The following is a 12790-nucleotide window of genomic DNA, read 5'->3' on the forward strand; positions in this document are numbered from 1 at the left end:
ATGTAATGACTTGATACATAAAAAAATGAAATTCAAAATTAAATTAAAAAATATTTAATTTATGAGCTTTAATATTTATTTAACTAATTTTTGTTTTTGTTTTGAACTAAGATTATAAAATAGATTATTAGAATTATATATTTTATAACTAAAAATCATTTAAAATGTTTTAAGAATATAAATTATAATCGTATGTGAGTTTAATTTAAATGATAAGCTGAATTATAAATTAGCTTGTTTTTAGCCTATAGATTTGTAAGAATTAATGTTTTTTTATTTTTTATTAAAATTTTGTTCATTTCATGAATTCCTTGTAAGCCACCGGTATGGATAGCTAAAATCTTTTTTTTATCAGAGATCAATCCATTTTTAAGCATTTCATACAATCCATACATCATTTTACCCGTGTAAATAGGATCTAATAAAATTTTATTAAGTTGGAAAAAATCATTGATAAATTGTATAAGGTTTGTTTTTACCTTGGCATAACCTCCAAAATGATAATCTAAGATTAAATCAAAATTCGTTTTCTCTGTTAATTTTAATATTTCAGTTTTTAAAAATTCGGCATTTTTTAAAGCAGGGAATCCAAGTATATGCTGATGTTTAGCACTTCCTTTTAAAAGCCCAGAGATGGTTCCTCCAGTTCCTACTGCTGTAGTAATTACATTAAAAGATTTAGTTTCTTTAGAAAGAATTTCAGAAGCTCCTTTTACGGCTAGGGCATTTGTGCCACCCTCTGGAATTAGATAGTGATTGGGTATGTCCTTAAGAATACTTTGAATTAAGGGAGATTTTTCTTTTAATCGATACTCTGAACGAGGAACAAAGTAAAATTTCATGCCCCATTGATGGGCTTGTTTTAAGGTAAGGTTATCATGCCATCCGTTTGCAATTTCTTCCCCACGTATAATTGCTATAGTGTTAAAATTGTTTTCAAATCCGCAGGCGGCAGTTGCATAAATATGATTAGACATAGCCCCTCCAAAAGTGATTAATGTTTTACAATTTAGCTCTTGAGCTTTAAGTAAATTATATTTCATTTTCCAATACTTGTTCCCAGAGATATTAGGATGTATCAAATCTTCTCTTTTTATATAAAGTTGGTGATTTGTTTTTAAATCCGGGAATTGAAAAGGTTGAATGGGGATAGGCATTGTATACTAATTAATTGTATTTTTGTTGAATATAGTATTTTTATTATCAAAAACAAAAACTCTTCTTAAGAAGTGAGGAGTCTTATCATAACTTACTTTTATTGTTAATTTATTTGGATTTACTCCTCCTTTTATTAGTTGTTTTTTTACTATTATAGCTCTTTTTCTGCCAATTTTTTTTGATTCTTTTAAATCTGGATAGCTACGTACTATGAATTTTTTTTCTTTGAAGTATTTGTTTATATTATAAGAAAAACAAGAAATTCCTTTTTTGCTTTTTTCTGTAAGATCAATACTATTTAAATAAAAAATGATTTCAACAAAATGGCATTGTGATTCACGATTTATTTCATCAAAATTCCAAGGACATCCCATATTTTCTTTAGGTCCAAACTCGTTAGGACATGTATCATCAATATCAGTAATACCATCTCCATCTGTATCCGGGCAACCTTGAAAATAATGAGTTCCAGTTTCATTGGGGCAACGATCTTCGGAGTCAGGAATTCCATCCCCATCTGTGTCTATACTAGTTTGTCCATAAAAACTAGAAAAGTAAAGAAGTAAATAAAATAATAAGTTTCTTTTCATGGATTAATTTCTTATACAAAAAACAACTTTGTTTTTGGCTTCTTCACAATTAATTAAATGATTAGTTTTTAAATTTAGTCTCTTCTTTATATCTATTCCATTTCTTACTAATTCATTTCCTACATTTTTTGCTCTTTCTTTTGCAATTTTCTTAGGTTCATTTTCAAACAGAAAAACCATTTAAATAGAATTTAGTATCATTATTTTCTAAAAGGCTATAAATTAATTTTAATTGATCCATCTCATGTGAAGTTAAAGAAGCATTATTTTCTACAAAATTAATATGTAGAGTAATATATCAAGTAACTATTTGCCAAGGGCATCTTTCATTTTCTCTGAGACCGTATATGGTGGGGCATCTGTCATATATATCAGGTGTTCCATCTTTGTCCGAATCTAAGGATACTTGTCCATAAGAAACAAAGGAAAAGAATAATAGGGGTAAAAATAAGATTTTTTTCATAAGCTTACTTTCTTGTAATTTATTATCTGAAAGTTTACCTCGGGTTTTATTTCTGTATTGTTACAATTAGAAGAATAGATGATCTTTATCTTTAATTTATGTTTATTAACTCCATTTTTTATTAGTTCATTTCTTACATTTTTTGCTCTTTTTTTTGCCAGTTTTTTAGATTCATCACAAGTAGCAAAACCTTTTACATAAAATTTTGCATTCTTTTCTTTCATAAAAATTGTAATTGATTTTAGGTTATGTGAACTTTTTGAAGTTAAAGAATAGCTATTTTTATCAAATAAAAATTCTAAGGGAGAAAAAGAACAGTAGGTTGGTTCTTGACAACCTTTCATTTCTATAGTTCCTAGTGTCATAGGACATATGTCATCAGTATCAGGAATTCCATCTCCATCAGTATCTATAGTAGTTTGTCCGTAAGAAATGAAAGGGCATAAGAAGATTATAAAGATTAATAGCTCTTTCATGAATTTAATAGCTTAATTATAACATCTTTCTCAACATTTGTATTTTCACAATCTGAAGAATAGAAAGCTTCAAGTTTTAATTTATTTTTTTTAACTCCATTCTTTATCAGTTCAGTACGTACATTTCTAACTCTTTTTTTGGCGATTTTTTTGGATTCAGTACAAATGGCAGAACCTTTTATAAGAAATTCATCGTTGATATCATTTATAAGTATAGCTACATATTTTAAGCTTTCTATAACTTCAGAGCTTAGATGATAATTGTTTTCACTAAATTGTATACCATTACTTTTTTTTTGTGGATGAAGGGGTATTGCTTTAGGGTATCCATCATCTTCTTTAAGTCCTGATATTGTAGGGCATGCATCATCCACATCTAGAATTCCATCTCCATCTGTATCCGGGCAACCTTTAAAATAAGGAGTTCCAGTTTCATTGGGGCAACGATCTTCCGAGTCAGAAATGTCGTCATGATCTGTGTCTAGAAGATTTTCAAAATTGGAAATTGCTTTTTCTTTTGTACGTATATTTTCTCTATCAGAAAAACTATTCCTGTTTAAATCCTGAATATTTTGTCCCCAAGAATTATAGAAATAAAGCAAGAAAAAGGTAAATATTATTTTATTCAACATAATTATTTAACCCCATGCATCAGTTTTTTTATTAATGGATTTAAAGTTATACAGATAATTCCTGCTAAAGCTGGTATAAAAGTAAAAACTAAAAAGAAATAGCTCATGCTATATTCTTTTGAAATTTCTTCAACCATACCTCCCAAAGAGGCTGCTAATTTACTTCCTATAGCTATTGCTAAATACCACATACCAAACATAAATGCAATCATACGTCCTGGAACTAATTTACTTACATAGGAAAGACCTACCGGAGAAATGCATAGTTCTCCTAAAGTGTGGAACAGGTAGGCGAGAATAAGCCAGAGCATGCTAACTCTAAAAATTCCCGGAGCTGAACTTTTAGGGATTTCTAGTGAACCATAGGCAAGAACGCCAAATCCAATTGCCATAATAATTAGTCCTAACCCAAATTTTATAGCTGCACTAGGGTTATATTTGCTGTCCCACCATTGGGTAAAAAGTGATGCAAAAGTTATAATAAAAAAGGAGTTCAGAATGCTGAACCAAGAAGTTGTAATTTCAATTTTATTATCTCGAATATCCGAAATTTTTGCTTTTATAATTTTGGATTCTAATCCATGTGTTTTATAGTCTTCTCTTATTCGTTCCTCTTGATTTTTGCTTAAAGGAACCATAATACCAATTTCTTCATGCAATAATATGGAATCGTTTATATTATATTCAGTCTGAGAAGCTATAGTCATTTTTTTTGTTACTATGGAGTCGCTTGGTTTTATTTGATAAGATTCTGAGAGTGGAGTATAAATATTTTCAGAACTTTTCTCAGTATTCTCAATATTAACTTTAGGATCTTTAATGGCTAAATACTCAACTTCGTAGGCATGAGATTTTCTATCGCTATTTAAAAGCCAAATTACCAACCCCCAAATAATAGCAAAGCTTATCCCTAATACAAGGTTGGACGATAGTATCTTGTGGTGTGTTTTCTTAAACAATAAATATAATACCCATGAAATAATTACTAAAGGCACAATTGTTAATAAAGTATTAAATATTAGGTAGATAGTAGCTGCCTTCCCTTCAACCAGTCTATTGGTAAAATCTCGTGCAAAAATTACTAATGAAGTAGCTCCTTGTTCAAAAGAAGCAAAGAAAAACATAGTTAGAAAAGCAAAAATAACTACAACAATCATTCGGTTTCTAACAATTTTTTCGTAGCGTATAATACGAGTGATAATGAGATATAAAAACATCAATAGACCCAGGATAGCGATAACTAAAGGGCCTTCTATAAGATCTTTATTAAATATGAATTCTTGAGGAAGAATATTTATTCCTTTTATTTTAGATAAAGGATCATTAATAGCATAGACTAATCCAATGATAGAAGATAAGACAATGAGAATTTTATCAAGGAAGGTAAATGGATTTAGGGATTGTGGAGGATTAGCAACAACATTGCTGTTAGTTAAAACTTTTTTTGGAATGTTACCAATTGTTCCAAATAGGGGTTTAGCCAACCAAAACTGTAAAGTACCAAGAAGCATAAAAACACCTGCAAGACCAAAGCCCCAGCTCCAGCCCACCTTTTCTGCAAGGTAACCACATAGCATCATTCCAAAAAATGCACCTGCATTAACGCCCATATAAAAAATAGTGTAAGCACCGTCTTTCTTATCAGGTACCTCTTTATAGATTTCTGATACGATTGAGGTAATATTGGGTTTAAATAAACCGTTTCCAATGATTAATAAAGCTAAACCTAGATAAAGAGAAGATTCACTCTCAAAAGTCATTGAAACGTGCCCTAAGGTCATGATAAATGCTCCTATAACAATTGCCCAACGATAACCTATATATCGATCTGCAATTAACCCTCCCAGAATTGGAGTTAAATACAACAACATGGCATAAGTACCGAATAAGGCTCCCGCATTTACTGCACTCCAAGCCCAACCAGGGTTTGAGCCAATAATCGCCATTGTAAGGAAGTTTATTAATAGAACTCTCATTCCATAAAAAGAGAATCGTTCCCACATCTCAGTAAAAAATAAGACAAAAAGGCCACTAGGATGCCCGAGAACTTGAGAATCAAAAAAATTTGAACTAGACTTATTTTTCATATTTAATAATTCGATCTAAGTGAATTTTCTAAAATTAGATTTATCAAAAATTTGACCTAAATTTCTAGCAATATTTTTTAATAGCACTATTTTAGAAATATTTCTTTTATTATTTTTTCAAAAGTTATAAATATATATAATTGGATTTATATAGAAATTTTTAGTGATTTTTTAAGTAAAAAAATTATATTTCTTATAAATTATACTTTCTTAAATTTTTATGTTTTAATAATATAAATCTTTGTTTAAATTTTGAATAGTTTAATATTATTAGATTTTATTTGGAAATGTTGAATTTTTGAAATAGATGATAGGAGATTTGATATAATAATTTATTAAATGATATATTGAAATTTATATTTAAATTTGCCTTTAAAATTAATAAAAACATAACTAACATGAAATTTTTATTTATTGTCGTTACCTCAATATTGTTGAGTGTAAATTTATATTCACAAAGTACAAACTTGGATAAATTTTATTATAATACAGAAAGTATTCTATTGCCAAGTAATTATTATCCAGAGCAAGAAAGATTATTTTATGTAAATGTTACTCAAAATAATACAGGTGTAGATTTTGATGTAGAAAAAATAAATATAAATGGTTTTAAGAGAGTATTAGAAAGTAATTTAGGTATAGAGATAGAGATTAGTTTACCCAGTGGATTTAAGGCGGATGAGCCTCAAATTGTGGAAAGAGTGGAAATAATTACAGATAAAAATGATAATGAAAAAAAGATAAGGTTTTATAAAGTTAAGAGAAAATACAATTATGGAGGCTTTAATTATGCAAAAATTAAAGACTTAAAATCAACTTTATCATTATCTTATGGATTGGAATATGAAACTTCTGAATATAGTTCTTCACAAGAGGCTGTAGATTATTATAATTTAAAAAGAAGAGACTGGGATGAAGACTTTAAAAAACAAGTTGTAAGCCATAATTATTATAAAATAAACAGGTTTTTTAATGAACTAATTGGTTATCCAATTTATAATCAAGAAGTTAAGCTCTGGTTATTAGGGAATAAAAAAAATCCAGAATATGAAAAACATCAGGAAGCGTTAGAAATTATAAAAAATTCATTTAAAGATGTTAAATATAATTATTTGCCTGAAGATATAGATGAAAAAATAAAACCAGCAATTTTAATTTTCGAAGAATTATTACAAAAATATGTAGGCAACGATAAAAAAAATAAAAAAGTTAGATATTCATCTTATTATAATTTAATGAAAATATATTATTGTATAGATGATTTTGATAAAGCAATAAAATATGCAAATCTTTTAATAGACAATGGATATGATAAAAAAGATGGTGATAAAATGCTTGAATTAATTAGCAAAAGAAAAGAAAATATGGCTTTAAATAAAGTTAATTCCTTACATTTTGAAATTCAAAATTTCAAAGAATACTCAATAAGTAATAGCTTATAGCTTGCTGTATTATATACTATAAAAAAAGAGAAAAAAATACTTTTCTCTTTTTTTTTGTAATATATTTAATAATTTATCTCATGAAGTGAATTTAGAAGTAGATTAAAGATATTACTTAAGTCTTTTAATACTTATCATGGAAACTTGTCCAGAGCCAGTTTTGCCTGAACTAGTGCTTTTTAAGATGAAAGGACTTGTATTTCCAACTCTAAGAGAGTAAACGTGATCTTTATAAAGTGGATTTGCTGTAATTAATGTATAAGTTTGATTGCTCTGCGATACATTGGTATTAGGAGCATTGAAAGCATCATTTATACGAGCGATCCATTTATTTTCAGTATCGTCCCAAATTCCAACGACAGGGTTACTATTCGTTTTAGCATCCTGAATCATATAGTTGAGAATAACCATATATACCATCCTTTTTAACAGTAAAGGAGTTTCCAGATGGTCCTGAAGTAAAACTATTTTCGTTATCAATGATAACAATACTTAAATAAGGAATTGCAGATGCAGTAGTAACATCAGTGTAGTAAAAGTCCTTTTCAAGTTGTACTCTTATCTCTTGAGCAATTTTTATTTCGCCATTCACAAATATTATTGTACCAGCTGTTTATGAATTAATTTGAGGAATCGAATAATCTGACCAATATGGTGAAGATCCTTCTCCCCTAGAGATAAATATTTGACCTTTTTTACCTGGATTTCCTGGTGTTTTATCATCTCTACCTATATTTAACTCTCCAGTGATTTGAGTTGAACCATTTACGTGTAGTGTGTGTTTAGGGGGGGATTAATTCCGGTTTATCCAAGTAGAAGAATGGAATTTATAAGTAAGAACAAAAAAAATATTTTTTTTATATCTAATTGATTAAGTGGTAATTATGTTTTTTTATCGTTAAAAATCATGCTAGTTTTAATATATCATTTAAGAGCGACAATGAATAATAAAATTATTTGAAATTTAATTTTTATATAAAACCCAAGATTTTAAATTTTGTAAATAAATACTATTTAAAACCATTCTAGATTATGTTTGTAGATTAAAATCTATAAATTAACTTTCAAACTATAAAATACAAAATTGTATATTTGCAACCTAACGAAAAACTCGAAATGACTGAAAACAATACTAATAATCTTGAAAAGATAGTTTTTAGTGATCAATCTTTGAAAAAAGTTCATGAGATAATAGCTAGATATCCTGAAGGTAAGCAAAAATCAGCTTTAATACCAGTTTTACATCTAGCTCAGAAAGAATTTGGAGGTTGGTTAGATGTTCCGGTTATGGATTATGTTGCATCATTACTTAATATTACTTCTATAGAAGTATATGAAGTAGCGACATTCTATACCATGTTTAATATGAAGCCTGTGGGGAAATACGTGCTTGAGGTTTGTAGAACAGGTCCTTGTATGCTGAATGGAAGTGATGGTATTATTGAGTACATAAAAGAAAAATTACAGATAAAAGAGGGAGAAACGACGAAAGACGGGTTATTTACATTAAAACCAGCGGAATGCTTAGGGGCTTGTGGGTATGCACCTATGATGCAAATGGGTAAATTTTATCACGAACATTTAACGAAAGAAAAAGTGGATGAAATTATAGAGCTTTGCAAACTAGGGAACATAGCCATTGATTAATTAAAGAAAGTAAATTTAAATGAATAATAAATTACTACTTACGCATATTAATGTAGAAGGGATTAGAGGTTTTGAAGTTTACAGGAATCATGGGGGTTATACATCTGTGGATAAAGCCCTAAAAATGACTCCTGAAGAAATATTAGAGGAAGTCAAAGCAAGTGGCTTAAGAGGAAGAGGTGGTGCAGGATTCCCCACAGGAATGAAATGGAGCTTTTTAGCAAAACCTGAGGGTGTGCCTCGTTATTTAGTAGTTAATGCGGATGAGTCTGAACCTGGAACTTTTAAAGATCGTTTTTTAATGGAGTATATTCCTCATAAATTGATTGAAGGAATTATAATCTCTTCTTATTGTCTTGGAACTAATACCTCTTACATATATATAAGAGGAGAGTATTCTTGGATCCCGGATATATTAGAACAAGCAATTCAAGAAGCTAAAGATAATGGTTTTTTAGGTAAAAATATAAAAAATACAGGGTACGATTTAGAGATATACGTGCAGAGAGGAGCAGGAGCTTATGTGTGTGGGGAAGAAACAGCACTTATAGAATCCTTGGAAGGAAAAAGAGGGAATCCACGTTTAAAACCTCCATTTCCAGCAGTGAAAGGATTGTACCAATGCCCAACAGTAGTTAACAACGTAGAAACTATTTCCTCTGTCCCATCTATCATAGAAATATCAGGTGCAGAGTATGCGAAAATAGGAGTAGGGCGTTCCACAGGAACAAAATTAATATCTGCTTGTGGAAACATAAATAAACCTGGAGTTTATGAAATAGACTTTAATCTAAGTGTAGAAGAATTTATATATAGTGAAGAATATTGCGGGGGTATACCCAACGGTAAAAAGCTAAAAGCTTGTATACCCGGAGGCTCTTCCGTGCCAATCGTACCAGCCAAGTTGTTGTTGAAAACCGCTGATGGAGAAACAAGATACATGAATTATGAAAGCTTGTCCGTCGGAGGTTTTGAAAGCGGAACAATGTTAGGGTCTGGAGGATTTATAGTTCTTGATGAAGACCAATGTGTGGTAAGACACACCATGACTCTGGCAAGATTTTATAATCATGAAAGTTGTGGACAATGTACCCCTTGCAGAGAAGGAACCGGTTGGTTATATAGAATTCTAAAGAAAATAGAAGAAGGAAAAGGAACTTATGAAGATATAGATTTATTATGGGATGTGCAAAGTAAAATAGAAGGTAAAACTATATGTCCTTTGGGAGATGCAGCAGCATGGCCGGTGGCAGCAGCTATCAGACACTTTAGAGATGAGTTTGAGTGGCACATAAACAATCCAGAATGTTTAACTAAAAATTACGGAATAGCCAATTATGCATGCGTATAAAACAATTAGGCTACTACTATGCATATGGATAGGTTTAATCGCTACCCAATTTTCTGGACAAGAGAAAAAAATTGCCCATAAAAAAGGAGAAGTATACGCTTATTGGGGTTGGAACCGAGCGGTATATGGCAGATCATCCGTACATTTTACGGGGGATAACTATAACTTTACCCTACATGCTGTAAAAGCAGATGATAAACCCCTAAACTTTAATTTTCATGATTATTTAAACCCGGGAAGAGTTACGATTCCACAAACCAATTATAGAATAGGATATTTTTTTAAAGACAATTGGGCGTTATCCTTAGGGGTTGATCACATGAAATATGTGGTTCGCCCGGGACAATGGGTGAAAGCAACTGGAGAAATCAATGTACCCGGGTATGAAAATGCCATCCAAGACGGACAATACATTTACTTAGACGATAGTTTTTTGCATCTGGAACATACCGATGGATTAAACTATTTAAACCTAGATTTGGAATATTATCACAATTTTCTCGAAGCAGGATTTTTCAAATTTAATGGAATTGCCGGAGGTGGTGTTGGTTTAGTTATCCCTAAAACTAATTCCACATTAATGGGGAATCCTAGACATGATAAATTCCACTTAGCGGGATGGGGAGTAGATGCTAAAATTGGAGCAGAGCTTCTTTTTTGGAAATTATTTTTCTTACGCACAGAACTCAAAGAAGGTTTAATAGCATTGCCAGATATTCGAACAACCTCAAATAAATCAGATAAAGCCTCGCAAACCATACTGTTCTTACAATGGAACTATACATTTGGCTTTAGTTGGCATTTTTAATGTAGTAGATTAAAAAGATATGAGTGAAGAAGTAATAAATAAAATAAAAGTTACCATTGATGGAGTTACCATAGAGGTAAAACCAGGAATCTCTATTGTAGAGGCAGCTCGTGAAATAGGTGGACCCTCAGTTCCACCAACTATGTGTTACTATAGTAAGTTAGAAGGGAGCGGAGGACGTTGTCGTACTTGCTTAGTAGAAGTTTCCAAAGGATCTGAAAAAGATCCACGTCCCATGCCCAAACTTGTTCCCGCCTGTCGTACTCAAGTCATGGATGGAATGGAAGTTAAAGTAATCACTTCTCCTAAAGTTGTGGAAGCGGTGCAGGGGGTAACAGAATTATTATTAATAAATCATCCCTTAGATTGTCCAGTATGCGATCAAGCCGGAGAATGTAAACTGCAAGATTTAGCCTATGAACATGGGTTGGAACGAACCCGTTCTGAATTTCCTAGAAGAACCTTTCAACCCGATGATTTAGGACCCTATATTAAACTAAATATGAATCGTTGTATTCTCTGTGCACGTTGCATTTTAGTAGCGAACCAGCTTACAGATCAGAGAAATCAAGGAATACTATTTAGAGGGGATCATGCAGAAATTAGTACTTATTTAAACAAAGCTATCACTAATGATTTTTCAGGAAACGTGATAGATGTTTGCCCTGTAGGAGCATTAACAGATAGAACGGCAAGATTTAAGAGTAGGGTTTGGTTCACAGAACCAGTAAATGCAACCTGCAAATGTGAAAAATGTAGTGGTAAGGCAGTATTATGGGTAAAAGGGAATGAAATTATAAGAGTTACTGCTAGAAAAGATCAGTACAACGAAGTAGAAGAATTTATTTGCAACGAGTGTAGGTTTGAAAGAAAGGATCTAAATGATTGGACAATTGAAGGACCTACTCCAATTAATAAACATTCAGTAATTTCAGTCAATCAATACGAATTACCATTGCCTAAGAACGATCCTCATTACAAACTTAAAAACAATAATATTAAAACAATAGAATAAAGAGATATGTGGTTTACCGTAGTATTAGTAGTTATCTTATTCTTATTATGTTTAGGTGCAGCCGCTTATGAAACCTTAATGGAAAGGAAAGTAGCTGCTTTTTTACAAGACAGAATTGGTCCCAACAGAGCAGGGAAGTTTGGTTTATTACAACCCTTATGCGATGGGGGAAAACTTTTTTTTAAAGAAGATTTTGTACCTAGAAATGCAGAAAAATGGTTGTTTATAATTTCACCAGCCATATTAATGATTATTGCCTTAAGCACTAGTGCAGTAATACCTTGGGGAAAATCATTATTAATAGGAGGAGAAACTTATTTAGTACAAGTGGCAAATATTGATATTGGAGTTCTATATATTATGGGAATAGTATCTATAGGAGTGTATGGAATCATGTTAGGAGGTTGGGCATCCAATAATAAATATTCCCTATTGGGAGCGATACGAGCGTCCTCGCAAATGATATCTTATGAGCTTGCGATGGGGTTGTCTCTCTTGTCAATTATTATGATGACCGGGACCTTGGACTTACGTACCATGGTAGAAGGTCAAGCTGGAAATTTATATGGTCTTACATTCTTAAATGGAATGTCTTGGAATGTCTTTTACCAACCCTTAGCTTTTATATTATTTGTTACCTGTTCATTTGCCGAATTAAACAGAGCGCCTTTTGATCTAGCAGAGTGTGAATCTGAATTAGTTGGAGGATATCATACAGAATACGGCTCCATGAAATTTGGTACATTTTTATTTGCAGAATATATCAATATGTTTATAAGTTCCGCATTAATCAGTACATTATTCTTTGGAGGCTATAGCTTTCCTTTTATGAATGAATTGGCTGAAAATGGAACCCTAGGCGTGAATGCAATTGGAATTATAAGCATAGTAGTTTTCCTAATAAAAATTATTTTTTGTATTTTCTGCTTTATGTGGGTACGTTGGACTTTACCAAGATTCAGATACGACCAATTAATGAAATTGGGTTGGCAAATTATGATTCCTTTAGCAATTCTAAATTTGTTAATAACAGCAGTGGTAGTGGTTTTTAAATAATAGTTTAAAAAAACAAAGAGAATTAAATTTATGCAAAGGCTTACCAATAGATCAAAAGTGGTTTC

At 31.0% G+C, this 12790-nt stretch carries 15 protein-coding genes; 6 read left to right on the plus strand and 9 right to left on the minus strand.

From position 1 onward, the window contains the following. Positions 1 to 245: 245 nt before the first annotated feature. The 7 genes from ETU10_RS01035 to ETU10_RS01055 all read right to left on the minus strand — a co-directional run bounded on the left by ETU10_RS01035 (position 246) and on the right by ETU10_RS01055 (position 5406). Positions 246 to 1157, minus strand: coding sequence for a 1-aminocyclopropane-1-carboxylate deaminase/D-cysteine desulfhydrase (locus ETU10_RS01035; protein ID WP_146309378.1), 912 nt, complete (start codon positions 1155 to 1157; stop codon positions 246 to 248). Positions 1158 to 1163: 6 nt separating this feature from the next. Continuing rightward, entirely contained in the window at positions 1164 to 1748 is a 585-nt protein-coding gene (locus ETU10_RS01040) for a thrombospondin type 3 repeat-containing protein (RefSeq protein WP_146309379.1), read from the minus strand. A gap of 3 nt (positions 1749 to 1751) precedes the next feature. After that, positions 1752 to 1928, minus strand: a complete 177-nt coding sequence (locus ETU10_RS11110) for a hypothetical protein (RefSeq protein WP_185145029.1) — start codon at positions 1926 to 1928, stop codon at positions 1752 to 1754. Positions 1929 to 2046: 118 nt separating this feature from the next. After that, positions 2047 to 2211: a hypothetical protein gene (locus tag ETU10_RS11115; protein ID WP_185145030.1), complete on the minus strand. Its 165-nt coding sequence runs from the start codon at positions 2209 to 2211 to the stop codon at positions 2047 to 2049. Further along, complete coding sequence (locus tag ETU10_RS01045; RefSeq protein WP_146261132.1) at positions 2208 to 2687, minus strand: OmpA family protein; 480 nt, start codon at positions 2685 to 2687, stop codon at positions 2208 to 2210. The genes ETU10_RS11115 and ETU10_RS01045 overlap by 4 nt, the downstream gene beginning before the upstream one ends. Then, positions 2684 to 3319, minus strand: coding sequence for a hypothetical protein (locus tag ETU10_RS01050; protein WP_146309380.1), 636 nt, complete (start codon positions 3317 to 3319; stop codon positions 2684 to 2686). The genes ETU10_RS01045 and ETU10_RS01050 overlap by 4 nt, the downstream gene beginning before the upstream one ends. Before the next feature lie 2 nt (positions 3320 to 3321). After that, positions 3322 to 5406 (minus strand): peptide MFS transporter, encoded by a 2085-nt coding sequence (locus tag ETU10_RS01055; RefSeq protein WP_146309381.1) that lies wholly within the window; start codon positions 5404 to 5406, stop codon positions 3322 to 3324. Between the two features lie 398 nt (positions 5407 to 5804). On the opposite strand from ETU10_RS01055, the gene ETU10_RS01060 reads away from it, so the two are divergent. After that, complete coding sequence (locus tag ETU10_RS01060) at positions 5805 to 6848, plus strand: hypothetical protein (protein ID WP_146309382.1); 1044 nt, start codon at positions 5805 to 5807, stop codon at positions 6846 to 6848. Positions 6849 to 6959: 111 nt separating this feature from the next. On the opposite strand, the gene ETU10_RS01065 is transcribed toward ETU10_RS01060, so the two are convergent. Together ETU10_RS01065 and ETU10_RS01070 are read right to left on the minus strand one after the other, a co-directional pair. Beyond that, positions 6960 to 7259, minus strand: coding sequence for a hypothetical protein (locus ETU10_RS01065; protein WP_185145031.1), 300 nt, complete (start codon positions 7257 to 7259; stop codon positions 6960 to 6962). Then, a complete protein-coding gene (locus tag ETU10_RS01070; RefSeq protein WP_146309384.1) occupies positions 7225 to 7440 on the minus strand; it encodes a hypothetical protein in 216 nt (71 codons plus the stop codon). Before ETU10_RS01070 ends, ETU10_RS01065 begins: the two co-directional genes overlap by 35 nt. Before the next feature lie 524 nt (positions 7441 to 7964). Here ETU10_RS01070 and ETU10_RS01075 point away from each other — a divergent pair. The 5 genes from ETU10_RS01075 to nuoH are packed head-to-tail and all read left to right on the plus strand — an operon-like array spanning position 7965 to position 12725. Beyond that, complete coding sequence (locus ETU10_RS01075) at positions 7965 to 8495, plus strand: NADH-quinone oxidoreductase subunit NuoE family protein (protein WP_146309408.1); 531 nt, start codon at positions 7965 to 7967, stop codon at positions 8493 to 8495. A 19-nt stretch (positions 8496 to 8514) separates the two neighbouring features. Continuing rightward, positions 8515 to 9846 (plus strand): NADH-quinone oxidoreductase subunit NuoF, encoded by a 1332-nt coding sequence (gene nuoF, locus ETU10_RS01080; protein ID WP_146309385.1) that lies wholly within the window; start codon positions 8515 to 8517, stop codon positions 9844 to 9846. Next, positions 9833 to 10654, plus strand: coding sequence for a hypothetical protein (locus ETU10_RS01085; RefSeq protein WP_146309386.1), 822 nt, complete (start codon positions 9833 to 9835; stop codon positions 10652 to 10654). Before nuoF ends, ETU10_RS01085 begins: the two co-directional genes overlap by 14 nt. A gap of 19 nt (positions 10655 to 10673) precedes the next feature. Next, positions 10674 to 11669, plus strand: coding sequence for a 2Fe-2S iron-sulfur cluster-binding protein (locus ETU10_RS01090; RefSeq protein WP_146309387.1), 996 nt, complete (start codon positions 10674 to 10676; stop codon positions 11667 to 11669). A 6-nt stretch (positions 11670 to 11675) separates the two neighbouring features. Further along, positions 11676 to 12725: an NADH-quinone oxidoreductase subunit NuoH gene (gene nuoH, locus ETU10_RS01095; RefSeq protein WP_146309388.1), complete on the plus strand. Its 1050-nt coding sequence runs from the start codon at positions 11676 to 11678 to the stop codon at positions 12723 to 12725. Positions 12726 to 12790: the final 65 nt, after the last annotated feature.

The sequence above is a fragment of the Apibacter muscae genome (assembly GCF_007845595.1).
Classification (GTDB): Bacteria; Bacteroidota; Bacteroidia; order Flavobacteriales; family Weeksellaceae; genus Apibacter; species Apibacter muscae.

Excerpts from the sequence above, each read along its gene's own strand:
- ETU10_RS01035 (WP_146309378.1), bottom strand. The coding sequence starts at position 1,157 with ATGCCTATCCCCATTCAACCTTTTCAATTCCCGGATTTAAAAACAAAT.
- ETU10_RS01040 (WP_146309379.1), bottom strand. The coding sequence starts at position 1,748 with ATGAAAAGAAACTTATTATTTTATTTACTTCTTTACTTTTCTAGTTTT.
- ETU10_RS11110 (WP_185145029.1), bottom strand. The coding sequence starts at position 1,928 with ATGGTTTTTCTGTTTGAAAATGAACCTAAGAAAATTGCAAAAGAAAGA.
- ETU10_RS11115 (WP_185145030.1), bottom strand. The coding sequence starts at position 2,211 with ATGAAAAAAATCTTATTTTTACCCCTATTATTCTTTTCCTTTGTTTCT.
- ETU10_RS01045 (WP_146261132.1), bottom strand. The coding sequence starts at position 2,687 with ATGAAAGAGCTATTAATCTTTATAATCTTCTTATGCCCTTTCATTTCT.
- ETU10_RS01050 (WP_146309380.1), bottom strand. The coding sequence starts at position 3,319 with ATGTTGAATAAAATAATATTTACCTTTTTCTTGCTTTATTTCTATAAT.
- ETU10_RS01055 (WP_146309381.1), bottom strand. The coding sequence starts at position 5,406 with ATGAAAAATAAGTCTAGTTCAAATTTTTTTGATTCTCAAGTTCTCGGG.
- ETU10_RS01060 (WP_146309382.1), top strand. The coding sequence starts at position 5,805 with ATGAAATTTTTATTTATTGTCGTTACCTCAATATTGTTGAGTGTAAAT.
- ETU10_RS01065 (WP_185145031.1), bottom strand. The coding sequence starts at position 7,259 with ATGGTTATTCTCAACTATATGATTCAGGATGCTAAAACGAATAGTAAC.
- ETU10_RS01075 (WP_146309408.1), top strand. The coding sequence starts at position 7,965 with ATGACTGAAAACAATACTAATAATCTTGAAAAGATAGTTTTTAGTGAT.
- nuoF (WP_146309385.1), top strand. The coding sequence starts at position 8,515 with ATGAATAATAAATTACTACTTACGCATATTAATGTAGAAGGGATTAGA.
- ETU10_RS01085 (WP_146309386.1), top strand. The coding sequence starts at position 9,833 with ATGCATGCGTATAAAACAATTAGGCTACTACTATGCATATGGATAGGT.
- ETU10_RS01090 (WP_146309387.1), top strand. The coding sequence starts at position 10,674 with ATGAGTGAAGAAGTAATAAATAAAATAAAAGTTACCATTGATGGAGTT.
- nuoH (WP_146309388.1), top strand. The coding sequence starts at position 11,676 with ATGTGGTTTACCGTAGTATTAGTAGTTATCTTATTCTTATTATGTTTA.